Origin of the sequence: Pseudomonas sp. B21-028 (genome assembly GCF_024749045.1) — a bacterium.
GTDB lineage: Bacteria > Pseudomonadota > Gammaproteobacteria > Pseudomonadales > Pseudomonadaceae > Aquipseudomonas.
The window spans coordinates 2,407,271-2,433,628 of record NZ_CP087184.1 but is presented as its reverse complement, the minus strand read 5'-3'; the positions used below and the strand labels follow the sequence as shown (position 1 = coordinate 2,433,628).

The following is a 26,358-nucleotide window of genomic DNA, read 5'->3' as shown; positions in this document are numbered from 1 at the left end:
AATAGCGAGTTCAGCCAGGGGGCTAACGACCTCGAATCACCCGTTCAGCCGCCCTGACACCACTTTGCACAGCAGACTCCATGTGCACACCGTCATAATCATTGCTGGCAAATGACACCCCGCGCAACTGCTCGGCCTGCTGCTTGAACCCCAGGATCTTAGCATGCGTACCGGGCGAAAGTCGTGCGAACCCCCAAGGGTGCCGCTGAATCTTGACCTCATCAACCATACCGGCAATGCCCGGAAAAAAGAGCTGCATATCTTCCAGCGCTTTAGCCGTTACAGCCTCGTTGCTCTGTTGCGCAAGCCCCAATGAATCGGGATAGCAAGGCCAGGCGGAAACAATGCCTTTGCCGCTGGGAACAAGATGCGGGGTCTTGACGGTATGGTTCAACGCCATATTGAACGTGGTCGTCCGATGGCCATGCCCCATATAGACATACGCTTTGGTGTTAAGCGGCTGGTTCAAAAAAAAGTACACCAGTGTCAAGGGGACATTGGGAAAGTCAGTTAGAAATGCCCGCTGGACGCCGAGCGCTTCAGGCATGAGTTTGGCCGCAGCGTCGATCGGGCACGCAACGATGACATGCGCCGCTTTGAGAACCTCTCCGCTGGTCAGCAATACGCCAGTTACTCGCCCTTTCTCGTACAGTAATTTCTCGACCGGGCACTCGTAACGGACCTCAAGAGACGCTGCGATTTTTTCCGCCAGTGAGGCATTCCCACCGCGTAGCGTCATCACCTTGGTCGTGAATATCAACTTGATCAAGTTCAGAAAGTGATAAAGATTGGTGTGTTCTATATTAGTGCCCACCATGGCGTGGGCGGCGGGGTGCAGGAAATAGTCCTTGAAGGCGTCGCCCGCCCACTGAAAAGCTTCGGCGATGGAAATATTGTCGTACTCAGGAATGTCACGGTGCGTTTCATACAGCGAAAACCGCTTCATCATCGACACATAGCGCGCTAGGAACCAGGACAGCTCGGCGGTGCCACGCAAACCCAACAGCTTGCTCATGCCCAGTATTCCAGCTGGATACACCTGGCGGCCCGATCTGTCCAGGTAACACGCTTGTTGATTGGCTTGCGGTACCAGGTCAGCGGTCAACCCGTGGCGTTCGACCAACTCCAGCAATCGCGTATAACCGGTATGGATACCTTGGGCGCCGGCTTCCGCCGCGTCGCCGTGGTGTGTCATGAGCACGACGCGCCCCCCAGGGCGCGCCGTGGCTTCCAACACAGTCACCGAACGCCCTGCTGCCCGCAAATCGCTTGCAGCGGAAAGGCCTGCGAGACCGGCCCCAATGACGATGGTGTGGTCATTCATTAAGCTTCCCCTGAGCTGAACTCAATAAAAAAACTTCGATAGCGCTCGACAATATCTGACTTATATCGATTTATTTAGCTATCTAGTCCCGTTCGCAACGTCGATTTCAAATCATCGCTTCGATGAGTCGGGGTCCCCGACTGCGCATGGCTGAACGGTATTGGTCATTGAACGCTTCGGCGGTGGTAGCGCGACTTGCTTCGACACCCAGGCCCTGCGCAATCTGTACCCAATTCATCTCAGGGTTATGCAGGTCCAGCATCGACAGAGCTTTACTGCCTGAGGCTACTGCACCGACCCGCTGCAACTCGATGTTGAGAATCCCATAAGAGCGATTGGCATAGATCACTACTGTGATATCCAGATTTTCCCGCGCCATCGTCCAGAGCGCCTGCATCGAGAATGCGGCGCCGCCATCCCCATGGGGGCAGATGACTTTACGGTCGGGTGCCGCCACGGCAGCGCCGACCGCTAGCGTCAGGCCGGAACCGATCGAGCCCCCGGTGAGGGGAATATGGGTATGAGGGCGCGCTGTCGCCATCGTGCTGAGGAGGGCAAAACCGGCGGTAGTAGACTCGTCGGCGAAAATAGCGTTTTCAGGCGTATATTCGGCCATAGCTTGGGCGACCGACTGAGCCGTCAACTGTCCAGACCCGAGCCCTGCGAGTACCAGCGGAACCCGTCGCTCGGCTTGCGCTGGAGCCTTTAACGCATCTGCTACCGCTTGCAGCGCTTCGACGGCATCCTCGTGGGGATGCGCCAGATAACTGATCGAGCACTCTGCCGGCGTGCACCAGCTGGACTTACCGGGGTAGGCAAAAAACGACACCGGCGGCCGCGTACCTACCAAAATCAATTGCTCGACGCCCGCGAAGGTGCTGACGATCTGCTCGGCGAAGTAAGGCACGCGCTCTACAGGAACCCGCCCGGCGCCCAGCTCGATATGGGGCGCAAAGGTGTCGCACATTAACCGGGCGCCGCAGGCAGCCTGTACCCGCCCCGCCGCTTCCAGCCCTTCGCCATACAGCGCTGCACCACGAAGCAAAAGCACCGTCTTCTTGCCGTTGCCCAATAAGGAGGCTATGTGTTCGACCACACGACTCGAGATGCTTGCAGGGTTAGCGTTCGGCAGAGGATCAGCCGCATGATCGGCTTCGTTCCATGCATTATCGGCCGGCAGAATCAGCGTAGCGATCGCACCCGGTACGGAGCGCGCCGCCTGAACGGCTCGAGCGGCATCGCCTGCGACGGTCTTGGCAGACTTGGACTCGTGAATCCAGGAGGACACGGGCCGAGCGAAGCCTGCGATATCGGAGGTTAAGAGCGAGTCATATTGCAGGTGGTAGGTCGCGTGGTCGCCCACCACATTAACGATGGGAGTGTTGGCACGACGGGCATTGTGGAGATTGGCCAGACCGTTCGCGAGGCCCGGGCCAAGGTGCAGCAACGTGGCTGCGGGCTTTCCTGCAATACGCCCGTATCCGTCAGCGGCACCTGTGGCCACGCCCTCGAAAAGGCAAAGAATACTGCGCATCTTCGGAACGGAATCGAGCGCAGCCACGAAGTGCATTTCCGAGGTGCCCGGATTCCCAAAACACACCTCGACATCACAGTTGACGAGTGTTTGTAAAAGGGACTGAGCGCCGTTCATTTTTATTGTCATTGCTGCACCTATTCACACTGTAGAGGAGCAGAAGCGTCCAGCCCCGTGCCCGTTTTCGCGGAAAAAACCGCGATTGCGCCTTCGATAGCTAGCACCTTCCATCGGAGATGCCTAGCACAAAGCTGACGTTAGTCAGATTAACCGCTGTTGAGTGCTTAACGCAATAGCTCCGCCCGGACAAATAAAACCCTTCGATAACCACGGGATTGAATCCCTCTTCAAGGGGGGACGACTGCGCACACCACCAAGAAAAGCTAAGCAGCGGTCGCCGCAAAGACTAAATCTCGCTGGTTCTACATGAACGGTTAATCAAACGGGTAGAGGAGGAGTAGCAACACCGCAGATGGATGACTGTGATACTCAGGGCTCAGGAGCCGAGCAGTGTGATGGGCAGCACTAACGAACCATCTTAGGTATTCGTAGGGGCTGGTTGGTTGCTGGCCCAACCGGTGAGAGCAGCGATGACATTCCGATTTTTGCTGCTGAAAAACCTGGAAAAGGGTCTTGGTGACTCACCGGGGCCGACCACGCCAGTAAACATGGTTATATTTCTTCCCCTGGTCACCTTGGCAACGCAGGATCTGCCATGGAGTTCCTTCGAGCCAGGTAGAGCTCGATCAGGTATCGCGAAATAGAGCGTTGCGACGAAAGCTGCGGCAAGGCACCAATATTGAACCAGCGCGCGTCCTCGATCTCCTCTGGCAGCGGAACAATTTCACCCGTCGAATATTCGGCATGGAAACCAAACATCATCGAATGGGGATAGGGCCAGGACTGGCTTGCTATATACCTGATGTTGCTGACTTCAATCCCCACTTCCTCTCGAATCTCACGGATAACGCACTCCTCCATCGACTCTCCGGGCTCGACGAAACCTGCCAGTGTGCTGTAGAGCCCAGGGGGAAAGCCTGGCGAACGAGCGAGCAAGACCTCATCGCCACGGGTTACCAACACGATCATGCAGGGTGAAATTCTCGGGTAATAATACAGTTCGCACGTAGCACAATAACTGGCCCTTTCATTTGCCAACACTTGAGTCGGTGAACCGCAAGCGCCACAGAAACGATGATGCCGTGCCCATGTACCGATTTGAGCCGCAAACCCAAGCATTCTGAATGTCTCAAGATCGCTCTCCAACATCAACGGACGCAGTGCTTGCCATGAGCAACCCGATACAGCATCACAGTGGCTGACTTCCAGCAGATGCACCGGCTGGCCATCGTAAAAGCCTATGCCGTGTTCCGCGAAAACCTTCAGGCCTTGCGTGCAGGCCCACTCGTAACTAAACAACAATCCCTTCGACCCCACCAAAAAACCTTCGGGGCCATGCACGAGCACCTGGCGTAGCGCCATTTGAGGATCAAGTAAAGCCGGTGTCCAAAGACGCGACATGGATAGTTCTCTGTTGGTCCGTTGTAGCTAACGAAGCTCAACTCATGTCAGTTGAACACTTATGTGAGAGTGTTCGGCTGACATGAATGGCCCGGAATATGCGAGAGGGGATCAGTCCAGAATCTGATGTCCGGCGTCACGTAGCACTGCCAGACCCTCGGCGAACCGGTCTGCTTTGAGCAACAAGAAATCGCCATCGAAGGTGGACACCACGAACACGCCAAAACCTGCCTCGGTCAAAGGGCGAACAACAGATAGGACAATCCCGGTCTCATCAAATGCAAAGGGGCCAACGAACTGCATGCAACTCCAGTCGCGATCGATTTTTACGCCCTCAGGCACGCGACTTTGATGGCAAACGATGGACAGCTCATCGGCAGAGCGCGCGATGTTGACGAAACCCTCACCATCCGCCCAGGCAGGGATAGGGGCTTTGCTGTCCAGTCGAGAAATCGAGTAAATCTCGGGCATTACTTTCAGGCGGATACTTTTTACCAGTTTCATGGGTTCTCCAAATGGATTGGGTTTACAGACGTGCCGCGGTTGATCAACACAGTGGCCTCTACGGTATTTTCTGGGTGCCGTCCGTGAGCCAGGCTTCAGCCAAGCGAACCCAGTAAGTTGCTCCGATTGGCAAGATATCGTCGTTGAAATCAAAACTCGCATTGTGCAGGACACAGGGTCCAGCACCATGGCCGACGCCCCGATGAGCCCCCTCGCCGTTGCCGATGAACACATAACATCCCGGTTTATGTTCGAGCATGTGGGCAAAATCTTCGGCGGCCATGGTGGGCTTGCCATCGGTGATGACTTGATCTTCACCGACCAGTTTGCGCAGAAGCTCAATGCAGATGTCTGTCTCGCGTGGGTGATTGATCAGGGGTGGGTAGTCAGATTTAAACGAGGTTTCCACGCGGCAACCGAAAGCGACGGCGACGCTGTTGGCGATCTCGCTCATGCGCGTTTCAATCAAGCTCATGGCATCACGGGAAAACGCCCTGAACGCCCCTCCCAACCAGGCGTCATCCGGAATGACTGTCAGACTGGCATCACTGCCTGCATGAATGTTCGTGACGGAAATGACTGCTGGATCCTGGGTGTCCAAATTGCGCGTGATGATGCTTTGGAAAGCTTGGGCAATGTGCATCAAGGGCTGCAAAGGATCAATGCATTGCTGCGGCAACGCGGCGTGTCCACCCTTGCCCAACAGTCGGATACGAAACTCCGTATCGGATGCCATCATCGCCCCTGGACGAACAGCAAACTGCCCCGCCGCCAGGCCGGGCCAGTTGTGCATGCCAAACACCGCATCCATGGGAAACAGCTCAAAAAGCCCCTCTTCGATCATCCGCCGGGCCCCGGCGTCACTTTCTTCAGCAGGCTGAAAAATGAAATACGCAGTGCCGTCTATCCGTCGGGTACGCGCGAGTTCAAACGCCGCAGCCAATAACATTGCACAGTGTCCATCGTGGCCACAGGCATGCATTTTCCCCTCATGAACGGAGGCATGATCGAACTGATTGAGCTCCTGGATCGGCAATGCATCCATGTCCGCCCGTAAGCCGATGGATTTGTTGCTGGTACTACATCGCAAAATACCCACCACCCCAGTATCCGCAAGCCCCCGATGGACCTTCAAACCCCACGACTCGAGCATGCAAGCGATCAGGTCTGAGGTTCGTTGCTCCTTGAAGGCCAACTCCGGATGGCGATGGATATCTCGCCTCAGGGCATAGATCGCCTCAGGCACTTTGATCCAGTCTCTGTTCTTCATGCCCGCTCTCCGGCCGATTGAATCATCGATCACTTGAGGTCTAACGCAAGAAACTGGCGCAGACGTGCACTTTGCGGGTTATCGAAGAGTTGCTCAGGTTTGCCCTGTTCTTCGATCTTGCCGCCATGCAGAAACACCACTTGAGTTGATGCATGCCGGGCGAAACTCATTTCATGCGTCACAACAATCATGGTTCGGCCCTCTTGTGCGAGCTCCTGCATGATTTTGAGCACTTCACCGACCAGTTCCGGATCCAGGGCAGAGGTCGGCTCATCGAACAGCATGACCTCAGGCTCGACCGCCAAAGCACGAGCTATCGCTACACGCTGTTGTTGACCGCCGGAAAGGTGTGCCGGGTAGCTGTCATGGAAACGGGCATCCAGTCCCACCTTCTCAAGATAGGTAATGGCTCGGGCACAGGCCTCTTCCTTACTGACATTGAGCGCATACACCGGCGCCATACTGACGTTCTCCAACACCGTCATGTGTGCCCAGAGATTGAAGTGCTGAAACACCATCGCCAGCCGAGTGCGTAGCCCCTGCAAGGCACGGCGATCCGGGCGGATCGGTTTGCCCACGCCAATATCAATGGACAAATTGTCCAGGCTGACCCGGCCGCTATCAGGCTGTTCGAGAAAATTGATGCAACGCAGAAAGGTACTTTTACCGGAACCGCTCGAGCCAATAATGCTGATGACTTCGCCGCGCTTGGCACTCAATGAAACCCCATGCAGCACTTTATGGTTACCGTAGGATTTGTGGATGTTTTCAACGGTCAGGGCATTCATACCAGGCTGCCTTCTTTCATCAGTGGGACGGAGTGTTCAACGGCTGTTTTGGTCTTGCGTGGCTTGAGATGCCGGAGCCAGCGTTTCTCGGCGCGGTTGAAACAGGCGATGATGCAGAACGAGATCATCAGATACAGCAGGGACGCGAGACCGTAGGTGGTGAACGTCGCATAGGTTTCAGCGTTAACGTCACGGGCGACTTTGAGGATGTCCGGCACCGTGGCGGTGAACGCCAGCGTGGTGCCGTGAAGCATAAAGATGACTTCGTTGCTGTAAGCCGGCAGCGCCCGTCGCAATGCGCTGGGCAGAATGACCTTGAAGTTAAGTACCGTTGCACTCAAACCAAAAGCCCTGCCTGCTTCAACTTCGCCCCGACTGCTGGCACGAATCGAGCCGACCAGTATCTCCGTCATGTAGGCGCATTCATTGAGCACGAACGCGAACAACGTGCAGCAGTAGGCATCGCGAAAAAAGTCGTTGAGGACGGCGGTGTTCTGGATGAACGACAGACTGTACAAGCCGCTGTAGATAATCAGCAACTGCACGTATAGCGGTGTGGTCCGGAACGTGTAGGTGTACAACCAGATAACCGCACTTAAGGTACGCGAGGACGACACCCGGCCCAGCGCCAAAGGAATCGACAAGGCAAAGCCGCCGAGGGTTGAAACGATCAACAGCATCAAGGTGACAGCCACCCCGCTCCACTGCTGGCCATCAGTCCAGAGAAAACTCTGCCAATAGGCCTGAAAGAGATCGATCATAGCTCCGCCTCCCGTACCCAACCGGCAGAACGGTTCTTGATCCAGTACAAGAGCAAGCTGGAAAAGCCCGACAGGCAAAAATAAACGCCACCGGCCAGCACCATGAACATCAGCGTGTTGTGGGTGCTGCGACCCGCCTCCTGAGCTGCCATCACCAGATCGCTGAGCCCGATGATCGAGACCAGCGCAGTCGCCTTGACCAAGACCTGCCAATTGTTACTGATACCGGGTAACGCGAAGCGAATCAGCTGTGGCAGCAGTACTTTCTGGAAGGTTTGCCGAGACGAGAGTCCGTAGGCACTCGCGGCCTCGGCCTGGCCACGATCGATGGCCAGAAACGCGCCACGAAAGGTTTCCGAAAAATACGCGCCGTAGATAAAACCCAGGGTCATGACGCCGGCAACAAAGGGGTCAATGTCGAAACGACCCAACGCAAGTTTGTCGGTAACCTGATTGATCCCGATCTGGATGGTGTAGAAGATCAGCAACATCAACGCCAGATCCGGAACACCCCGGATCAGGGTGGTGTAGCACTGGGCCGGAAAGATCAGCCAGGGTTTGCCTGACAGCTTTGCCAACGCGCTAATCAACCCAAGAGACAGAGCCAGGACCAGCGCTACCAACGCCAGTTCGACGGTGCTCAAGGCGCCTTTCGCAATCAAGGGTAGATACTCAAGCCATTGCATGGCGCATCACTCGTAAGAGATGTACAGAACAGGTCGACGCAGGGCCGGCCATGACTTGAGGAGCCGTCATGACCGCAGAGCGCATGCCGTCAACCGCCGTAGATATCGAAGTCGAAGTATTTGCTGGCGATCTTCTGATAGGTGCCATCCGCCAGCATTCCAGCAATGGCTTTGTTGATGTTGCGCTTGAGGTCTTGGTCTTCCTTGCGAATACCTATTGCCGTACCACTTCCCAAAACCTTGGCATCAACAATGATTGGGCCGGCAAAGTCATATCCTTTGCCCTGGTCGGTTTTCAAGAAGGCATAGCTCGCCTGCACCTCATCCTGCAACGAGGCGTCGATACGGCCATTCAACAGGTCGGCATAAACCTGGTCTTGACTGGCATAAGCCTGAAGCTTGATACCTGAGACTTTCCAATAGGTGCGCGCATAGGACTCTTGAATGGTGCCTTGCTGATAGCCCACTGTTTTGCCCTTGAGCCCAGCGGGTGTCGGCAGGATCCCGGCACCGGTACGAGCAACGAGGCGTGTGGAGGGGTTGGAGAGTTTGTCGCTGAAGTCGATCTGCTTCAGGCGCTGCTCAGTGATGGACAAACTCGACAATACGCCGTCGAATTTGCGCGCCAGCAGACCCGGAATCAAACCGTCAAAGCTGCTTTGAACGTACTCGCACTTGACGGCCATTCGTTTACAGATTTCGTCACCCAATTCGATATCGAAACCGATCATATTGCCTTGCGGATCACGGTACTCCAGCGGTGGATAGGTCGGGTCCACGCCCAGGCGTAACACGTCTTCGGCCTTTGCCCCCGTGGCGCAAAGGAGCAACACCACACACGCTACAACGAGATTCTTATTCATGATTATTTCTCTATGAGGTAGTTGGCAGACTTCAAGAAGTTTCGGTTTTTGTTGTTATCCATCGCCGGCCGGTTCTAGCTGGCGATGGGTGATGCACTCAGAACAGTGTTTTCAGATCCGGGCAACCCTCGACCAGCTCGCTGCTACGAATCAACTCGGCAACGCTGGCCATGTCCGGCGCGATTGGCCGGTCCACATTCATTGCCGGTACTTTGCTGCGGATGCTGGCAATCACCGGTGCCAGGCGCGCGCTGTACAACTCGCCACCGCGCAGATCCAAACCTTGGGCCGCACACAGCGCCTCGATAGAAAGAATTCCGCGCAGGGTACGAGTCATTTCCAACAGACGGCGAGCGCCGTGAGTGGCCATCGACACGTGGTCTTCCTGGTTGCCCGCTGTAGGGATGGTGTCGATGGATGCTGGGGTCGCGCGCTGTTTGTTTTCGGAGGCCATGGCGGCAGCCGAAATATGTGCCGTCATGTAGCCAGAGTGGAGTCCGGCATCCACGGTCAACATCGGTGGAAGACCTGAAAACGCTGGATCAAGAAGCAAGTTGCAGCGACGCTCGGACAGGTTGCCGATTTCGGTAATGGCGATAGCCAACATGTCCGCGGCGAATGCCACCGGCTCGGCGTGGAAGTTACCACCGGAAATCACCTCACCTGTTTCAACGAAAATCAGCGGGTTATCGGAAGCCGCGTTGCTCTCGATTTCCAAGGTGACACTGGCGTTGCGAATCAGGTCCAGGCACGCGCCCAACACTTGCGGTTGGCAGCGAATACTGTAGGGATCCTGCACCTTGCCGGAAGCTTGTGAGATGGCCCGCATCGGGCTGTCGTCGAGCAAACGCTTAAATGCAGCGCCCACGGTGATCTGCCCCGGATGACCGCGCAGTGCCTGGATACGTGGGTCGAATGGACTGGCGATCCCCGCCAGGGCCTCGGTGGTCAGGCAGCCGATCGCGATGGCGGCCATGAAAGCGTTTTCCAAAGCAAACAAACCGGTCAGCGCGAGTGCCGTGGATACCTGAGTACCATTCATCAATGCCAAGCCTTCCTTGGGCGCCAGCACGATCGGGGTCAGACCTGCACGAGCGAGGGCTTCGCCGCCGTCGAGCAGCTCACCTTCAAACCAGGCTTGCCCCATGCCGATCATCACTGCGGTCATGTGCGCCAAAGGCGCCAAGTCACCGCTGGCCCCCACCGAACCCTGAGCAGGAATGAACGGGATGACGCCGCGCTCGCGCATGTCTTCGAGCAGCTCCACAGTGCGATACTGCGCGCCCGAAGCGCCGCGTCCCAAACTGGCGACTTTCAATGCCATGACCAGACGGACAACATCGGCATCCAGCGCAGGGCCGTAACCCGTCATATGCGACATCACCAGGTTCTTCTGCAATTGGCACAGGTCCGCGTCACTGATCCTGACGTTGGCCAACTTGCCGAATCCAGTGTTCAAGCCATAGACCGCGCGGCCGCTGTCGACCAGCGTATCGACCATCTTCGCGGCCGCCTCAATGCCGGCCCGAGCGCTTTCGCAGAGTCGAGACGGAGCCCCGTTGTAAATGGCACGCCAGGTAGAAATACGCGTTTCGCCTGGGACAATTTTTTGTAGTGTGTTCATGTTTTCTCTCGCTGTTCCGTAAATGAGTTAAAGCGAACTAAACCGGTTTGGTGCCCAGCCTGAATCGATCAAACTGGTTGATTGAATGGCGCATGCCCTCCATTTGCGGGTCGTCCAGGCAATCTCGATAAGCTCCCTCGAGATAGGGCCGCAGGATTTCACTGGCGCTCTGTCCACCACGAACTCGTCCTTGCAGGGTCGGCATGCGCTCTATCAGTTCAAGCATCAACGCCTCTTCATCGATGCGGGTGATTCGCCCTTGATCCGCCAGCTTGCGCCCCCCCACGTACACGTCACGCACGGAGCCTCCCTGTTCGCAAAAGACCAATTGCGTCAAGGCATCGTTGAGCGGAGTGAACGCGCTGGTTTTAAGATCAATCAGACAGAAATCGGCTTGCTTGCCGACTTCGATCGAACCCGTCTGAGCACCTCGCCCGATGGCTTTGGCGCCACCGAGCGTGGCCATGTTGAATGCTTGCATCGCATCCACCGGGCAGGCATCGCTTTGATCAAGCAGTGCGTTGGAGAGCGCTGCCAGGCGCATCGCATCAAACATCGAATTCAGGTCATTGCCATTGTTGTTGTCCGTTCCCAGGCCGACGTTCACTTGGCGTCGTAGCATCTCGGCGATGGGCGCGACCCCACTTCCCAACTTCATGTTGCAGGCTGGGTTGTGCACGACGCTGGAGCCTCTTTTGGCAATAAGATCGAGTTCGTCAGGTGAGAGCCAAACGCCGTGAGCCAACACGCTACGAGGTGTCAGCAGACCCAAATCGTCCATGTACGCGGCCATCGGCTTACCATAGAACTTCGCTGCGGTGAGCGCCTGGATTCGGGTTTCCAGCAGATGTATCAGTACGGGGCGGTCGTATTGCTCGGCCAGGGCCCAGGTCTGTTGCAGAAAGTCGGCACTGCAGCGCTGTGGACCGGAAGGTGAGAATACGAAGCGCACTCGGCCATTCCAACTGCGTGCCAGCTCTTGCCAGTACTCAAGCATTCGATCTGCGGCCTGAGCCGGCACACTGCCCTTGAGCTCACAGGGCAATCGCTCCGCCAGGTAGGGGATACCCTCCTGGAACGGCCGATCACACCAAGCAACACTCACATCGGCACGAATACCAAGATCCGAATAAGCCTGAAACGCCGAATGCACCACCTCTGGTTCCAGGTGCCCGCCGAAGTGGATGTCATCGACCACCGTGGTGATGCCACTTCGCAGCATCTCGATACCGTTAAGCAATGTGCGCAGGTACACCTCACGGGCTGTCCATCCGCGCCGATAGGAGGGCGGGTTGTACAAGCCCATCCATATTTCCAGCGGAATCCCGGAAAAACGGCCCTTGTCAAAACGATCATGAGAATGATGGTGAGCGTTGATCAGACCGGGAATGAGTAACTTGCCCCGACCGTCCGTCCGCTCGTCGAGATTGACCGTCGACAGATCGATTCGCGGTGCCAGGCCCACAAAGCGATCGCCATCGATCAACACATCCACGACCTGGGCTGCCGCACCACCCATGCCGACCACGCTGACCTGTTCGATCAAATGAAGAAGGGCCATGACGATTTCCTCTTACCCGCGATATTGGGTAGCTTTTGGGGACCACCAGAGAGGAATTTGAATGGCGTTGTCGGTCAATGGCCCCTCTCCTTTGGAAACAGTTTTGGCCATCGGGTAACCGGCCTGAGCGTGGCGCACTACGCCAATACCTGAGTCCGTAGTCAGGCACGCATCCAATCGCAGATCCGCTTCCTCTGAACCATCGGCAATCATCGTCACGCCAGTATGCGCGGAGATACCCATGGTGCCGTTGGACTGAATCGCCACCAGATCGGCCATCGCCGAAACGTTGAGCAGCGCATTCAGGTACGGCCAGTCGGAGATCGCGTCGGAACCGTCCAGCATGTTTTCGGTTTCAAACGCCGGGTTGGCAATCGAACCGGTATCCAGGTTGTCTCGGGAGAAAGCCACCGGACCTGCCAGCTCACCAGAACGCACCAATGCATTGACGGCAAGACCGAAGGCACGGCGCTGGCCAAAACCGAGGAAGCAAATACGTGCCGGCAAGCCTTCTACGGGCAGGCGGTGACGGGATGTGGTGATCCAGCGAGTGACGAGGCTGTCATCCTTGAACATCTCCAGCGCCAAATCATCCAGACGCGTCTGGTCAGAGACTTCACCCGAAACACAGGTCCAGCGGAACGGACCTCGACCGAGAAAAAATAACGGTCGTACGTACTCCGCGATACAACCTGGATAGGCAAAGGCTTCCTCCTTGGACATCCCCGCATCCACCGCTTCCTTGCGTACGAAGGTGCCGTATTCGAATACGATCGAACCGGCCGTCTGAAAGCGCGTCATCGCACGAACGATACGAATCATCGATTCGCGCGAAGCGGCCATGTAGGCATCGCGGTCGGTCTCCAGCAACGCCGCGGCCTGCTCCAGCGTCAGCCCGGAAGGAATCAGCGCGAAGGGGTCATGGCACGGGCACATCTCGGTGACCACATCAGGGCGCCAACCGCAGTCGAGCGCCTGTTCCAGAGCATCGACCATATTCCCCAGCACCACGATCGACAGCGCTCGTCCTTCACGTTTTGCGCTCTCGGCCATGTCAATGGCGTCCTGCAGGGAGGCCGCCTGAACATCGGCATACCCGGCCGCCAGCCGATCCACGATGCTCTGCTGGCGGATTTCCACGGTCACACTGACCCCGCCGTGCATGGTCATCGCCAATGGTTGCGAGCGGCCCATGCCGCCGAGACCCGCGGTGAAGAAAATGCGGCCCTTCAGTTCACCGTTGAAATGACGATCGGCGACCAAGGCAAGGGTTTCGAAGGTACCTTCGATCACTCCCTGGCTGCCGATGTACTGCCATGGCCCTGCGGTGTAGGACGCAAACGCCGTCAGGTTCTGTGCGCTCAGGTCATAGAATTTAGGCCAATCGGCCTTGATGACGTTGCTGTTGGCCATGACCACCCGTGGCGCGAGCCGGTGGGTCTTGAAAATGGCAACTGGCATGCCCGATTGAATCGCCAGCGTCTCATCATTTTCTAGGTTCTTGAGTGACTCTACGATCGCGTCATAACTTTCCCAGTTGCGCGCCGCCTTGCCGATGCCGCCGTAGACGGTCAGGCGCGAAGCGTCCTCAGCGTTCTCCAGATTGTTTTCCAGCATGCGCAGAATGGTTTCCTGCTTCCACCCCCGACACCGCAAGGTACTGCCACGCGCAGCCGTGATTTGTTTGGCTTTTTGCTGAGTCATGTAAGGCCACTCTCGCTGAGGTTAATGCGAAAGCCTGTCGAAAGGCTTCCCCTGGTATGGCTCGAATTATTCGGGCCTGCCCCGAGGGGAACCATGCAAGAAATGGCAAGTGAGGTTGTCATTCACTGCATGGATGACGCCATACCCGCCGTCGATACTCGCTCCATGCTTATTCACCCGATGACGAGGCTGATAGATGAGTGATTTCGATCTGGTGGTGCGGGGACGCATCGTCGACAGCGAGAAGACCACCGAAAACGGTTGGCTTGCCATACGTGATGGACGCATCGCCGCGCGCGGCACCGGCGAGCCACCTGCGGCCAAAAACACGCGTGACGAGCGCGGGCAGTGGATTTTACCGGGGGTGATCGACGGTCAAGTGCATTCGGGAAGCCAGGCCAACCAGGAAGGTCTGGGTTGGGCCAGCCGTGCCGCCGCCGCGGGAGGGGTCACCGTGATGGTGGACATGCCCTACGACGATCCGGAACCCGTGGCCTGCGCTGAACAGCTGCTGCGCAAGGCTCAGGAGGTCGAGGACAACTGCCACGTCGATGTCGGCCTGTTTGCGACGGTCAATGAAACCCACGGCCTGGCAGCCATCCCTGGATTGATCCAGGCCGGCGCGTGTGCCTTCAAGTTCTCGACCTTTGAAGCCGCACCGGGTCGCTTCCCACGCATAGAAGAGGACGTGCTGGCCGAGCTGTTCAGCTTGATCAAACCGTCGGGCCTGGTGTGTGGCGTGCACAATCAAATGCAGGAATTGACACGCAAAAACATCACCCGCCTGATCGAGGCCAATGACACCGGGTGGGATGCGTTCCTACGCGCCCATCCGCCGCTGGTCGAGGACTTGGCGACTGCATTGATTTATGAAATCGGCGCACAGACCGGTGCGCGGGCACACCCGGTTCACGTGTCGACGAGCCGTGGTTTCCAGTTGTGCGAAATGTATCGACAAGCCGGACACCCGGCGAGCATCGAGACGTGCATTCAGTACCTGATGCTCAACCATGAAGAGCACACCCGACGATTCGGCGCCAAAACCAAGCACTACCCGCCGATCAGGCCCAAGGCCGAGACCGAAAAACTTTGGGAGCACATCGCCAGGGACCAGTGCACCTTTGTGTCCTCCGACCACGTCAGTTGGGGGCTGGAGCGCAAAGGACATTCCAATGTGTTTCGCAATTCATCGGGAGGGCCGGGGTTGGAGACGCTGCTGCCAGCATTCTGGACCGGCTCTATGGCCAGGAGCCTGGCACCGTCGCTGGTGGTTCGGCAACTCAGCCGCAACCCGGCAAGGCACTTTTTACTCGACGACCGTAAAGGCGACTTTGCAGTCGGTCTGGACGCCGATTTTGTAGTACTGGCTGACGAGCGCTATTGCTACGACCCTTCCACCAGCCTGAGCGCCGTGAAGTGGAGTTCATTTGAAGGCATGGCCTTCACTGGAAGGGTCAAGGCAACCTACTGCCGAGGCCAGTGTGTCCTCGATCAGGGCCAAATTCTCAACGAGCCGGGCTACGGCCACTTCCTGCGCCCTCGCGCACCGACAACAGGTACGAATTGAAATGAGCGCCCCCCTGCTGCAATTGAACATTGAACGACTGTGGAATCGGGTCAGTACGCTGTCGAGCTTTACGCTGCCAGACGTGCCATGGACCCGACGGGCCTTCTCACCCGAGTTTGAGCAGGCAAGGCTGTGGTTAAGGTCTGAATTCGAGTCGGCAGGGCTAAGCGTCACGCTGGACGCCGGTGGCAATCTGATTGGTCAGCTCAATGGCAGCGAACCTGGTCTGAAACCGCTGATCAGTGGCTCACACTGCGATACGGTGGTCGGTGGCGGCCGGTTCGACGGCATCATAGGGGTGCTGGCAGCGCTGGAAGTCGCCCATGCCTTGAAAGACGCCGGCCAACGCTTGCGCCATCCGCTCCAGGTGATCGACTTTCTCTCGGAAGAACCGAGTGACTATGGCATTTCCTGTGTCGGCAGCCGGGCATTTCCAGGGCTCCTGACTGCGCAGATGCTCGCATCACAAAACAGAGCAGGTGAAAGCCTGGCACAGGCGATGACCCGTATCGGGGGCGACCCGACGGCCCTCGGCCAGGCTCTGCGAGAACCCGGCAGCACCGCAGCGTTCGTTGAGCTGCACATTGAGCAGGGGCCGGTTCTGGAAAGTCGTGGCCTGCCTATTGGATCAGTCACCAACATCGTAGGTATTCGCCGAGTCGGAATCACCGTGCATGGCTTGCCGGATCATGCGGGCACTACGCCCATGGACCTGCGGCGAGATGCCCTGGTCGGTGCGGCGGAGCTTATTCGCGAAGCACGCAGCTTAGCGGCCGACATGAGCGGTAACCCGCACTATGTCGTAGCGACGGTTGGCCGTCTGGATGTGTGCCCTAATGTGCCCAACGCCGTGCCCGGCAAGGTTGAAATGGTGCTCGAAGTGCGCAGCGATTCAAAACAGGTACTGCTCGATTTCCCGGAAAACTTGCTGGAGCGCTGCGCGCCTGTGCTGACGGAGCTAAGACTGACTACTTGCTCAGTACCCTTGACGTACGCCGATCCTACGGACTGCTCGAAAACAGTCATTGAGGCCATCAGTGCAGTGGCTGAAAGTTTAGGCTTACCGCACATGACCATGCCCAGCGGCGCCGGGCACGACGCCGTCTATGTCGGTGCCACCGGCCCCATGGGCATGGTGTTCATCCCCTGCCTTAACGGCCGCAGCCACTGCCCCGAAGAATGGCTGGAACCGCAACAGTTGCTTGACGGCACTCGTGTGCTGGCACAAACCTTGATCTATTTGGACGATCAGCTCGGCTGAACCAACGACTTGGTGTAAAACACTGCTAGAACTGAGCGCGCACCGCCAAACCGAGTCACGCGCGCTACTCCCCGCACCTGGAGTACATGCATTGAACACAGCATCGGTTCCACCCTTGCACGATATAGATTTGAAACACTGGCGACTGTTCAAGGCCGTTGTCGAGTGCGGGGGGCTGTCAGCCGCCGAAGAGGCCACGGGGATGGGTATTTCGGCCATCAGCCGGCAATTGTCCGACTTGGAGAGTCGTTTCGGCAGCCAACTCTGCCATCGTGGGCGCAGTGGTTTCCAATTGACCGAGGAAGGACAGGTCGCCTACACGGCGGTGCTGCGTCTGCTCGATTCGATCGATGAGTTTCGCGACACTCTGGCTAGCTCGAAAGCAGAGATCAAAGGTGATCTGAGCCTGTGGCTTATCGATCACAGCGCCTTCACGCCCAGCAACCCGATCGCCAACGCGCTGCAAAATTTTCGTCACAACTATCCGTTGGTCAACCTTAGTATCGGGGTTGCGCCACCGGATGCGGTGGAACGTGCTGTTGCCGAAAAAAAAGCTGGCGTGGGCGTGACTATTTGCAAGTCCGACCTGCCTTCTCTGAGCTATCAGGTGATCGGCTCCGAAGCCTCGGCCCTATACTGCGGCCGGGATCATGAAGCGTTCGGCAAAAGCGAAGCACAAGCCCGCCGGATTGTTGAGCAGACAGCGCATTATGTGCGTCGTGGCTACCTAGTACAGGACACTGCGCCGGCCAACTTCCTGCAAAACGCCAGTGCCCTCGCCCATCATGTCGAAGGCACGGTACAGCTGTTGCTCAGCGGCGGCTTTGTCGGCATCGTGCCTGACCATATTGCCCAACCCTGGGTGGAGCGCGGCGCCTTGTTTCGCCTGCCGTTGCCGGAGTTCATCGTGGAACGGCCGGTGTTTGTCGTTGCGCGGGAAACGCAAGGATCGAGTCGAACAGCCAGTCTGATGCTTGAAGCCATCATTCATTCTTTTCAGGAAGCTGCAGCCGGATCTGCTTGAAGGTGCTGGTGCATGACGGCGTCGGTATTTGGCTGGCGGGCGCAAGCGGTTGTGCAACTCTTATGGCCTCAACCACCGAGGCTCAAGATCCCGCCGGCAAATTTTCCTGGGGCCTCTTGGGGCAGGTTATGGCCAACGCTTTCCAAGATCTCTCGGCGATACGGCCCGGTAAAATGACGTGCGAACGGGTCGTCCTTGGAAGGTGGATCGACTGCATCCGCCCGACCCTCCAGAACCAATGAAGGCATAGCGATCCTCGGTTGTGCGGCAAGCCGAGATTTTATGCTTCGATAGGCTGGATCTCCTTCAACAATCCGAAACGATGACGGTACGAGTGTGTTGCCACCTCAACAAAGTCGTCGTTTTCAAACGCTGCGGCGGGGCCTGCAGCCACTTCACGGCCGCAAAGACACCATTGGCGAGGAAGCCAGCGAGCAGCTTGAAACCGTGCTGGGCCGGCACGGCATCGATATCCCTCGTCAGACCTTGGCACGTATCGCCCTACGCCTGGCTTCCGCGAAGCGATCCTATGCCGACCAACACACACTATCCAAGCCTATCAAGCTGCCCTACCACCTCGATGTACTATAGCTGCCGGTTGGCATGCTAGCCGGCTGCTCACTGGCCCCGTCGTACTAAACGCTGCGGCATCGGTGCCGGGAGACCGGCGAGGCGCACCTGTAACCGGCGCACCGTCCTCCATAACCGACACCGTGAAGACGCTTTCCGAAAAGGAGAAACAATTGCTGACCGATCTGGATTCATCAATGCAGTCTCTACACCTGGTCAATCAAGCGCTGAAGTACTACCCCCACATTACAAGGAAATAAATGCACCCAACCAAAAACAATCAAAAATCTACCCACCAAATACCCAATAACCAAACAATCGCCCATCCGCCAACCCCAGTTAGTACAACCAATATGCAACATATCCAGTCCCCTACTTGATTCGCTCCGCCGGCTATTTTCTTCGAAAATAAATTACTGCAAAATATAGGTCTATTTTTTTGGCGCTTTATACTTGGACGCACTGACCAACCCTCCAACCAATCACTTATAATAATTGTTATTATTTTATAACCACCAATCCGAGAGACTAAAAAGATCAGTTACTTTTAAAGTCACCAGCGGACAATTCCCGGGCGTATCGACCAGGCCTAATTTTCCGATAAGCACGAAGCATCAGACAAATCCAATCATCTTTACCAAATCCCGGATAGATCGTTTCGTTGTGCTCCTTAACCCGTGCGACAGCCTCCTCAAATGAGTAATCCGCGTTCCCTGCATGACCGGCCGTCCGCTTAAGCGCCGGCAATGGAATTCCTGCCCCAATGTCATTTACAACAATTCCAGCGACTCGTTCGGGTTCCTTGCCTGCCATTTCAATAGCCATCAAGCCACCTAAAGTTGTCCCGATGACCACCACGCGTTCGATATGCAGATGATCGAGAAGCGCCCACATATCGCTGATCAATAAGTCAAAGTGGTAATCAGTCGCCTTCGTCATTCGAGCGGAGTGACCATGCCCATGGAGGTCGGAAGCAATGACACGTCGACCCACAGCCAGCCGAGGAGCGAGCTCTTCAAAATCCCGAGAGTTACGCATAAATCCATGTAAACAGAGGACTGCCGATCCTACTCCCTGGGATACGTAATCTCTATAGAACAGCTCTAGGCCGGACCGATCAGCGAATATCGCCTCAGGAGATTCCACCTCGGTTTTAGTCATCACACCTGTCTCCTTTCTTGAGATCTAGCCAAAACGCCTATAGATACGGCCTCGAAACTGTCGGTGAATACAAGAACCAGACTCACCCAAAATCTGACGTAAGTCAATTTTAGAGGAGGGTTATCACATCACGCACCGCCATTTGGCGGTTGAGGGATCCGATGTGAGCAAACACGTTCATGCTGATGGAAACTGGATCAGTAAGCTGAAGGCGGCGCCCATCTGGAGCTTAAGCGCTCATGAGCAATGGCTTTCTGAGCATCGCTTTGGAGGCAAAGTCGACACTACTCTTCCACTGTGTCCTAAGGGTCTTCTCGCAAGCCCATCCCAGAAGAGCTGGTTTGTTACGTGTCGAGCGTCTAAAGCACCGATAGAAAGGTCTTCAAGCCCATCATCCATCGACCTGTTTCATAGGAAGACTTGCGAATCCGATTTGAAAGCTATAAATTGACTTAAAGCGGGTTTTATTTCATCACTCAAACCAACGCTTTACGGGCATTTGAACCATTCGAATTTGACAGTTGCGGCTACAGGATCATCTAGGATTTACTGCGATGGCGACGAACTCTCAGCGAAGGTCAAGGTACCTTAACCTGGAAAAACAAGATGAAGCGATAGGAGATTAATGATGCAAATCTGTTCAGATCCGGTTCACCCAATCGTTGAACGTTGAATAACAATACGGAAGCTATGTGATTGATCGACAGTAATTAATCACCTAGCGGGCATGTCTCTAACAAAGGCTACCCCACATGGATGCTAATAATGATTTTAGTTCAGTAGCAAAACTATTCTACAGGCCAATTGAAGCAGCAATCCGCTGGTGCAATTTAATTGCTTTCGAAGCCCAAATACTTGAATCGATATGGGACCACGTAGACCTGCTTCCCACTATGTTCCCTCAATGGCCTTGTCTATATACCAGTACTGAAAAAATACTAGACGCTATCCGCAATAACGAACTGCGATATGGCGTCTTCGGCAAGTCGGTTGCTCCAGGCACACCCATTGATATCAATATACTTACGGTTAGACATTCAGATTTGAAACAATGGATGGCTCAGTACTGGCCGGACCAGCGACCTGCGTTTCTTTTTGGCACCTCTTCCGACGTGGGAAGTATCTGCTACGAAACCTACCTGGCATTGCAAGCAGACAGGGATGCATTGCAAATACAGCTGAAAGCGTCCGAGGCAGCGCTCCGAACTCTTACAAACGAACTCACCGCAGCAGGTTTGGATCGCGAAAATTTACGCAGCCTAGTCGAAGGCCAAAAACAACTCACTGATCAAAGCAAAGCCAGCTTTCTGAACGTGATAGGCGCTCTAGTTAATACTTTACTAGGTTCGTCCGAATCCGGACGAAAGCATTCGATATTTGATAGCCAAGCGTCCATCGTCAACTCTATTACCGCGCACTACAGCGGCGTCGCCGGTCTAAGCAAACGCTCATTGGACGAAAAATTCGCGGCCGGTAGACGCAGTCTTTCCCAAGCGAAGCAATAAACTCTGCATTCCGCTCATCTGGGTGATTTCCCCTAGCCTGTTAGTGGGTGTAAGCCATTGGCTTCATGCCCATTAAATTTCAAGACATGGTGCGTAGCCAACCACAGAAATTATCAAAAATGCCACATCCAATCGCGATCAGCAGAACGAAAATTAGCTTCTGCTCGACAATATATGAAGGAGTGCCTCGTTGGGTAAGCTCATCGAGTCGCAATGCATCAGCTCCTTTCTTACCTGACTGGCATTCCATAGCATCTATTGGACATCCCATTCGCCGCTGGAAAACGTGCGTTGCCAATCACCGAATATTGTTGCACTGCAATACGAGCGATTGCATTGCAATGACTAATCTAAATTTCTGTTTTTCAATGCACCTCACTTCCCACCACGTGCCAATTAGCGCTAGGAGTGACCAACATGCCCAATCAATCCTTTCCCATCGTTGAAGTTTCTCAACCATATACCGAACGCCACGTCATGCGGCGCGATGAGGTAGAGCGAAAAACCGGCTTTAAACGTGCGCACATTTACAACCTGATGAAGCAAGGGAAATTTCCGCAAGCCAAGCGCATTGGATTGCGTGCTGTAGGTTGGGACTCGCTGGAAATCGAGCAGTGGGTCGTTGAGCGCTTGGGCCAACAGGCCTGATGCCATGCATGTGTTATCGGTGGTTTCCACGAAAGGTGGCGTAGGCAAAACCACAGTAGCCGCCAATCTCGGCGGTCTGCTGGCGGACGCTGGTCTACGCGTCCTACTGCTCGATCTGGATAGCCAACCCACCCTCTCCAGCTATTACGACTTGAGCCAGAAAGCTGTTGCTGGGGCGTACGAGCTCATTGCACTCAACTTAACAACGCCTACACAGATAGTATCCAGGACCGTGATCGCTGGGCTCGACCTGATCATCTCCAACGACGCTCAAGGCCAGTTGAATACGTTGCTGCTGCATGCCCCTGACGGACGATTACGGCTGCGCAGTCTACTCGACGATTTCCGCCCCCGTTATGACCTGCTTTTGATCGACACCCAAGGCGCACGCAGCGTGCTGCTGGAGATGGCCATCCTCGCTTGCGATACTGCCCTCTCCCCCATCACACCGGAAATGCTCGCCGCCCGCGAACTGCGCCGCGGCACTTTGAGGCTGTTCAGTGAACTCGAACCATTTCGTCACCTGGGTATTGCACCGCCACCGTTGAGACTGCTGCTGAACCAGGTAAATAGCATCCGAGTAGACACGCGAATGATTATCCGTGGCCTGCACGAGGCCTTCGCTGGGGCTCCCAACATCTCAGTTCTAGAAACCGTAGTTCCAGACCGAGTGGCTTATCCCAATGCCGCCTCCCTTGGTCTACCAGCCCACCGAATCGAGACTCGCCAGTCACGTGAACGACGCTCGCACTCAGCAATGGAAACCATGCAAGCGCTGGCCATCGAGTTGTTTCCGGAATGGCGCGAAGCGATTTCTAGGGCGAGCAGATACGCAGAGGTCCGATGAGGCGAATTCCGTAGACGGTATTTCGCGCCAAGTCATTTTGTTGTTCAACCTTGAGGCCAACAGCGTTTGGCGAGGAGTCTTTGATGTTGGATCGGTTTCCCATCGTCGTTCAGCCATCCATTCGACAAGATCATCCAACTAGCGAGGAATACTGCACCGTGGTCTTTCGCCTGCAGCGTGGACGCTCGGCCATGGGTTGGTTTCTCGCGGAACTGTGTCGGTATTTCGAATGTTCGGGAACTGCCGAGATCGTAAAATTCGAGGTTGGTGACCATTTGCGTAACCGGCGTTGCTGAGGTTGTTCCAATGAAGAAGCTCAGCCAGCAGGAGATTACCGACAAGCTGCACCAGGACCACTTTCCTCAAGGTCCAGGGCTAGAGAGCCTGTCAGATCCACTCATCGACACACCCATGTTGGTCACTCTGGAGCAGCTGCGACCCTACGAACACAACCCACGCTTCATTCGCAATCCGCTTTATGACGACATAAAGGCCTCCATCCGTGAACGCGGGCTGGACCAACCTCCACCGATTACCCGCCGCCCGGGTGAAACCCACTTCATCATCCGCAACGGCGGCAATACGCGCTTGGCAATTCTCGGCGAGCTGTGGCAGGAAACCCGCGACGAGCGATTCTTCCGCATCCATTGCCTGTTCCGACCCTGGACCGATGAAATCAGCGCCCTACTCGGCCATCTGGCTGAAAGCGATCTGCACGGCCAACTCACCTTCATCGAGCGTGCTCTGGCAGTGACCAAACTCAAGGCCATGCTCGAATCAGATGGAGCACCACTCTCGCAACGTGAGCTGGCACGACGTCTTGCCGCTGGAGGCTATCCGATTTCGCAGTCGCACATCAGCCGGATGCTGGACACCCTTGAACATTTACTGCCCGCCATTCCACAAACCCTATACGCCGGGGCAAACCCAAAATAGAACGCCTGATCGGTCTGCGTAGCCAGGCTGAACGAACCTGGAATCGTTATCCAACCGACGCCATCGCTTTTCCCGAGTTTTGGCTCGACACCTTAGGGCAATTTGATGCCGCCCCAGAGTCCTTCGACCTTGAGCAAGTCCAGGATGAACTGCTCGAACGCATGAGTCGCTTACTCGGACAGACCTACCGCATGTTGGCCCTGGAGTTGGGCGATACCCAACGGGTTATCCAGACGCCCGGCGCGGTCGTCACGCCGCCGCAGAACAACCTTCTGCCGAGCGTCGATGAGCCCACGGACGAGCCTCCCCCTTCCGAGCCGCATTCCAAATCAGCTGAAACTAGGACGCAGACCGGAACAGAGCGAGAGGAGCAGCTCACGCTGCCCGAAACGACCCTGGTATCTGCAGCCAGCCCTCCGTCACGTGTCCAGCAGATCCGCGAACAGATTGATCGCGCCACTGCATCCGAACCAGGACAGACCGTCGCAACCTGCCCGATCGACGACATCTGGATCATCGCACCGACACTGGATACCCCCGAACAACTGCGTTTAGCCATTGCCGGCTTGGCTCGGGAAATGGCGGCCTATGCCGGACATCCCGAGAGCATCATCGACCAAAAGCACGGCCTGGGTTTCGCCCTCAGCATCGAGCAACTTGATCTTGCAGCCCCTCGGGCGGCCGGCGTTCACCTGTTGCTCTTGGCCCTGCTGCGTGCCCAAGACGAAGTGAACTGGGAGGATCGCAAGCAATTGCCCTCAGCTCTGTTCGGGCAGCTGTTGTTGGGGGTCTATCAACTCCCGCTGACAGATCGTCCCGCCGTGGACGTAGGGCTGGAGCGACTGCCTGATTATCTGTTGATCAAACTGTATCGCCTCATTCGCTTAGCCCGGCGTCTGATTGACCTAACGCTTACTCATGAAGACGATTCAATGAAGGAGTTGCCATGAACCTGTCCTTCAATGTGCTCAACCAGGCCATGCTGACTCAAGTCCTTCACGAGTTGCGTCTGGGTAATCTGCAACGCTGCAAAGCACTCGGACTGGGTGAAGACGACATCTACCTGTTGCAATCCTTACCACCCACCACACTGTCACGTCTGGCCCATGCCACCGTCCCCTGGGTTGAAGTCAAGATTGATTCGCCGGTGCTGCATCGGTTGATCGACCAGGCCGAACGCGACGAACAGAACGAGCGCCTGATCAACCGAGCGCTCAAGCTCGGTGCCAGCAGTACCATCATGTATCAGTGCTTCGGCTTGGCGCATTCGGAAACCGCCCTGCGCCGACGGTTGCTCAAGATAGAAACCCGTAAGGGCCGCCCTCAGAACTTGAGCGAAGCGCAGGAACATGCGCTCTGGCAGCGTTGGTGCCAATTACGCGATCAGGAAGGTGCTGAGGATCAGCTTGACGCCATGATGATGCTGGCCGAGGAGCAACAGATCAGCTTGACCATCGTTTGGCAGCAGATCGACCATTACAGCAACGGAACATGAACACTGCCCCTTCCAGTCGCTGGCAGCGTGTTCTGCAGCAATGCACCCAACAACTAAGTGAACGTTGGCCCGCACGCCCCACCATTGAACCTCCTTCCAACCAGGCCCTGCAGGCGGGCTTTTTGTTCAGTGGCCAATCTCACGAAGTCGTGCCGCGTCGGCTGCTGCTGGATAGTCGGCTGACGCCATTGGAACGGAATGCCTGGCAAGTATTTCGACTCATGCTGCAAGGTCAGGGCGTGGTCACGCCGCGCTATGAAGATCTGCAGCCTTACTTGTCGAGCGTGCCCTACGGTGCGTCAGCCTCCCGTGAAACCATCGCTCGCGTCTTGACGATGCTCAGGTTGACGCGCTGGCTCAGTTTGGTGAGTCGTGGCCGCGATCATCTCAGCGGGCGCTTACAAGGTTCTCTGTACGTCCTGCACGATGAACCGTTAACGCCCGCCGAAGCCATGGAGCTGGATCAGGATTATCTGGAGCTGGTCGGACATGCCCTCTCTCACGCGACCAAGGCGGTGCGAATTGTCGCTCGGCATGTTTTGGAAGAAATTCGTCAGGACACCGATATCGATTTGGATCGACTCCCCACCCGGCTCGACAGTTGGGGCGACCATTGGACGCAGCAAGGATTGGATCTCGCAACCGATGAAGCGTTACACGATTCCGAACTGGGTGGCGCCCACCGCGTTCGGAATCGTGCGGGGCCTAGTTCGGAATCCGAACCGGGTCTGAACGCCCATGTTTCCGGCAGCGTTCGGAATCCGAATGCCGCCTGTACTGTATTAAAAGAAAGTATATGTACTGTACCGCGCGCGACCCCGGCGGTGGATAACCTGCACTGGCCTGATCCGCTGCACCTGAGTCCGAGCGAGCGGCAAGCCGTCACCGTAGCGCTGAACAAGCTTAAACCAGCAGATCGGCAGGCGGTGCTCAACGAAGCGGGCGCACGCTGTGCGGCAGGACGCGTCCGCAAACCCGCGGCGTATCTGATGGGCCTGATCCAGCGGGCGCTGAAAGGCGATTTCCACCCTTGGGCAGGTCAGGCTGAATCGTTACCCATTGCAGAACCGCCACCCGCTCCCCCGCGCCGGCTTAGGAAAAAGGGCGAACCCGCCTCTGCCCTCGCCCAAGCGTGCCTGGATGAACTGCGCCAGCTGCGTAGCAAACGCCCTGGACGTCAGTAGATTTGATGCCACTGGCATCA

General features: G+C 56.3%; 21 protein-coding genes and 1 pseudogene. 9 read left to right on the top strand and 13 right to left on the bottom strand.

Translation table 11 applies throughout. From position 1 onward, the window contains the following. Positions 1-22: 22 nt before the first annotated feature. From LOY35_RS11080 to LOY35_RS11025, 12 genes are all read right to left on the bottom strand, one after another. Positions 23-1,324: an NAD(P)/FAD-dependent oxidoreductase gene (locus tag LOY35_RS11080; RefSeq protein ID WP_258632448.1), complete on the bottom strand. Its 1,302-nt coding sequence runs from the start codon at positions 1,322-1,324 to the stop codon at positions 23-25. A 106-nt stretch (positions 1,325-1,430) separates the two neighbouring features. Next, positions 1,431-2,975, bottom strand: a complete 1,545-nt coding sequence (locus LOY35_RS11075) for an acetolactate synthase large subunit (RefSeq protein WP_258632446.1) — start codon at positions 2,973-2,975, stop codon at positions 1,431-1,433. 573 nt (positions 2,976-3,548) lie between these two features. Further along, positions 3,549-4,379 carry an NAD(+) diphosphatase gene (gene nudC, locus LOY35_RS11070; RefSeq protein ID WP_258632444.1) on the bottom strand — a complete coding sequence of 277 codons (831 nt, stop codon included), beginning with the start codon at positions 4,377-4,379 and terminating at the stop codon, positions 3,549-3,551. A gap of 111 nt (positions 4,380-4,490) precedes the next feature. Beyond that, the gene (locus LOY35_RS11065; RefSeq protein WP_258632443.1) at positions 4,491-4,883 is read right to left on the bottom strand and encodes an ACT domain-containing protein; all 393 of its coding nucleotides are present in this window, start codon (positions 4,881-4,883) and stop codon (positions 4,491-4,493) included. 58 nt (positions 4,884-4,941) lie between these two features. Further along, the gene (locus tag LOY35_RS11060) at positions 4,942-6,153 is read right to left on the bottom strand and encodes a M20 aminoacylase family protein (protein WP_258632441.1); all 1,212 of its coding nucleotides are present in this window, start codon (positions 6,151-6,153) and stop codon (positions 4,942-4,944) included. A 29-nt stretch (positions 6,154-6,182) separates the two neighbouring features. Next, positions 6,183-6,941 (bottom strand): ATP-binding cassette domain-containing protein, encoded by a 759-nt coding sequence (locus LOY35_RS11055; RefSeq protein WP_258632439.1) that lies wholly within the window; start codon positions 6,939-6,941, stop codon positions 6,183-6,185. Continuing rightward, positions 6,938-7,702, bottom strand: a complete 765-nt coding sequence (gene hisM, locus LOY35_RS11050) for a histidine ABC transporter permease HisM (RefSeq protein ID WP_258632437.1) — start codon at positions 7,700-7,702, stop codon at positions 6,938-6,940. Before hisM ends, LOY35_RS11055 begins: the two co-directional genes overlap by 4 nt. Then, positions 7,699-8,388, bottom strand: coding sequence for an ABC transporter permease (locus tag LOY35_RS11045; protein ID WP_258632435.1), 690 nt, complete (start codon positions 8,386-8,388; stop codon positions 7,699-7,701). Before LOY35_RS11045 ends, hisM begins: the two co-directional genes overlap by 4 nt. Before the next feature lie 89 nt (positions 8,389-8,477). After that, a complete protein-coding gene (locus tag LOY35_RS11040; protein WP_258632433.1) occupies positions 8,478-9,251 on the bottom strand; it encodes an ABC transporter substrate-binding protein in 774 nt (257 codons plus the stop codon). A gap of 97 nt (positions 9,252-9,348) precedes the next feature. Continuing rightward, positions 9,349-10,875, bottom strand: a complete 1,527-nt coding sequence (gene hutH / locus LOY35_RS11035; protein ID WP_258632431.1) for a histidine ammonia-lyase — start codon at positions 10,873-10,875, stop codon at positions 9,349-9,351. Between the two features lie 37 nt (positions 10,876-10,912). Beyond that, the gene (locus LOY35_RS11030) at positions 10,913-12,421 is read right to left on the bottom strand and encodes an amidohydrolase family protein (RefSeq protein WP_258632428.1); all 1,509 of its coding nucleotides are present in this window, start codon (positions 12,419-12,421) and stop codon (positions 10,913-10,915) included. 27 nt (positions 12,422-12,448) lie between these two features. After that, entirely contained in the window at positions 12,449-14,140 is a 1,692-nt protein-coding gene (locus tag LOY35_RS11025) for a urocanate hydratase (RefSeq protein ID WP_258632426.1), read from the bottom strand. A gap of 196 nt (positions 14,141-14,336) precedes the next feature. On the opposite strand from LOY35_RS11025, the gene LOY35_RS11020 reads away from it, so the two are divergent. The 3 genes from LOY35_RS11020 (at position 14,337) to LOY35_RS11010 (ending at position 17,992) form a co-directional block, all read left to right on the top strand. Next, on the top strand, positions 14,337-15,707 hold the full coding sequence (locus LOY35_RS11020; RefSeq protein WP_258632425.1) for a dihydroorotase family protein: 1,371 nt from the start codon (positions 14,337-14,339) through the stop codon (positions 15,705-15,707). A gap of 1 nt (position 15,708) precedes the next feature. Next, the gene (locus tag LOY35_RS11015; protein WP_258632423.1) at positions 15,709-16,968 is read left to right on the top strand and encodes a Zn-dependent hydrolase; all 1,260 of its coding nucleotides are present in this window, start codon (positions 15,709-15,711) and stop codon (positions 16,966-16,968) included. A 91-nt stretch (positions 16,969-17,059) separates the two neighbouring features. After that, positions 17,060-17,992: a LysR family transcriptional regulator gene (locus tag LOY35_RS11010; RefSeq protein WP_258632422.1), complete on the top strand. Its 933-nt coding sequence runs from the start codon at positions 17,060-17,062 to the stop codon at positions 17,990-17,992. 1,107 nt (positions 17,993-19,099) lie between these two features. Here LOY35_RS11010 and LOY35_RS11005 read toward each other — a convergent pair. Next, complete coding sequence (locus LOY35_RS11005) at positions 19,100-19,723, bottom strand: alpha/beta fold hydrolase (RefSeq protein WP_258633558.1); 624 nt, start codon at positions 19,721-19,723, stop codon at positions 19,100-19,102. A gap of 752 nt (positions 19,724-20,475) precedes the next feature. Here LOY35_RS11005 and LOY35_RS11000 point away from each other — a divergent pair. The 6 genes and pseudogenes from LOY35_RS11000 to LOY35_RS10975 all read left to right on the top strand — a co-directional run bounded on the left by LOY35_RS11000 (position 20,476) and on the right by LOY35_RS10975 (position 26,338). Continuing rightward, the gene (locus LOY35_RS11000; RefSeq protein ID WP_258632420.1) at positions 20,476-21,228 is read left to right on the top strand and encodes a hypothetical protein; all 753 of its coding nucleotides are present in this window, start codon (positions 20,476-20,478) and stop codon (positions 21,226-21,228) included. A gap of 417 nt (positions 21,229-21,645) precedes the next feature. After that, positions 21,646-21,876: an AlpA family transcriptional regulator gene (locus LOY35_RS10995; RefSeq protein ID WP_258632419.1), complete on the top strand. Its 231-nt coding sequence runs from the start codon at positions 21,646-21,648 to the stop codon at positions 21,874-21,876. Between the two features lie 4 nt (positions 21,877-21,880). Continuing rightward, positions 21,881-22,723, top strand: a complete 843-nt coding sequence (locus LOY35_RS10990) for a ParA family protein (protein ID WP_258632418.1) — start codon at positions 21,881-21,883, stop codon at positions 22,721-22,723. A 306-nt stretch (positions 22,724-23,029) separates the two neighbouring features. After that, positions 23,030-24,609: pseudogene (locus LOY35_RS10985) on the top strand (ParB family protein). After that, positions 24,606-25,154: a DUF2857 domain-containing protein gene (locus tag LOY35_RS10980; protein ID WP_258632417.1), complete on the top strand. Its 549-nt coding sequence runs from the start codon at positions 24,606-24,608 to the stop codon at positions 25,152-25,154. The pseudogene LOY35_RS10985 and the gene LOY35_RS10980 overlap by 4 nt, the downstream one beginning before the upstream one ends. After that, entirely contained in the window at positions 25,151-26,338 is a 1,188-nt protein-coding gene (locus LOY35_RS10975; protein ID WP_258632415.1) for an STY4528 family pathogenicity island replication protein, read from the top strand. Before LOY35_RS10980 ends, LOY35_RS10975 begins: the two co-directional genes overlap by 4 nt. Positions 26,339-26,358 lie beyond the last annotated feature (20 nt).

Excerpts from the sequence above, each read along its gene's own strand:
- LOY35_RS11080 (WP_258632448.1), bottom strand. The coding sequence starts at position 1,324 with ATGAATGACCACACCATCGTCATTGGGGCCGGTCTCGCAGGCCTTTCC.
- LOY35_RS11075 (WP_258632446.1), bottom strand. The coding sequence starts at position 2,975 with ATGAACGGCGCTCAGTCCCTTTTACAAACACTCGTCAACTGTGATGTC.
- nudC (WP_258632444.1), bottom strand. The coding sequence starts at position 4,379 with ATGTCGCGTCTTTGGACACCGGCTTTACTTGATCCTCAAATGGCGCTA.
- LOY35_RS11065 (WP_258632443.1), bottom strand. The coding sequence starts at position 4,883 with ATGAAACTGGTAAAAAGTATCCGCCTGAAAGTAATGCCCGAGATTTAC.
- LOY35_RS11060 (WP_258632441.1), bottom strand. The coding sequence starts at position 6,153 with ATGAAGAACAGAGACTGGATCAAAGTGCCTGAGGCGATCTATGCCCTG.
- LOY35_RS11055 (WP_258632439.1), bottom strand. The coding sequence starts at position 6,941 with ATGAATGCCCTGACCGTTGAAAACATCCACAAATCCTACGGTAACCAT.
- hisM (WP_258632437.1), bottom strand. The coding sequence starts at position 7,702 with ATGATCGATCTCTTTCAGGCCTATTGGCAGAGTTTTCTCTGGACTGAT.
- LOY35_RS11045 (WP_258632435.1), bottom strand. The coding sequence starts at position 8,388 with ATGCAATGGCTTGAGTATCTACCCTTGATTGCGAAAGGCGCCTTGAGC.
- LOY35_RS11040 (WP_258632433.1), bottom strand. The coding sequence starts at position 9,251 with ATGAATAAGAATCTCGTTGTAGCGTGTGTGGTGTTGCTCCTTTGCGCC.
- hutH (WP_258632431.1), bottom strand. The coding sequence starts at position 10,875 with ATGAACACACTACAAAAAATTGTCCCAGGCGAAACGCGTATTTCTACC.
- LOY35_RS11025 (WP_258632426.1), bottom strand. The coding sequence starts at position 14,140 with ATGACTCAGCAAAAAGCCAAACAAATCACGGCTGCGCGTGGCAGTACC.
- LOY35_RS11020 (WP_258632425.1), top strand. The coding sequence starts at position 14,337 with ATGAGTGATTTCGATCTGGTGGTGCGGGGACGCATCGTCGACAGCGAG.
- LOY35_RS11015 (WP_258632423.1), top strand. The coding sequence starts at position 15,709 with ATGAGCGCCCCCCTGCTGCAATTGAACATTGAACGACTGTGGAATCGG.
- LOY35_RS11005 (WP_258633558.1), bottom strand. The coding sequence starts at position 19,723 with ATGACTAAAACCGAGGTGGAATCTCCTGAGGCGATATTCGCTGATCGG.
- LOY35_RS11000 (WP_258632420.1), top strand. The coding sequence starts at position 20,476 with ATGGATGCTAATAATGATTTTAGTTCAGTAGCAAAACTATTCTACAGG.
- LOY35_RS10995 (WP_258632419.1), top strand. The coding sequence starts at position 21,646 with ATGCCCAATCAATCCTTTCCCATCGTTGAAGTTTCTCAACCATATACC.
- LOY35_RS10990 (WP_258632418.1), top strand. The coding sequence starts at position 21,881 with ATGCATGTGTTATCGGTGGTTTCCACGAAAGGTGGCGTAGGCAAAACC.
- LOY35_RS10980 (WP_258632417.1), top strand. The coding sequence starts at position 24,606 with ATGAACCTGTCCTTCAATGTGCTCAACCAGGCCATGCTGACTCAAGTC.
- LOY35_RS10975 (WP_258632415.1), top strand. The coding sequence starts at position 25,151 with ATGAACACTGCCCCTTCCAGTCGCTGGCAGCGTGTTCTGCAGCAATGC.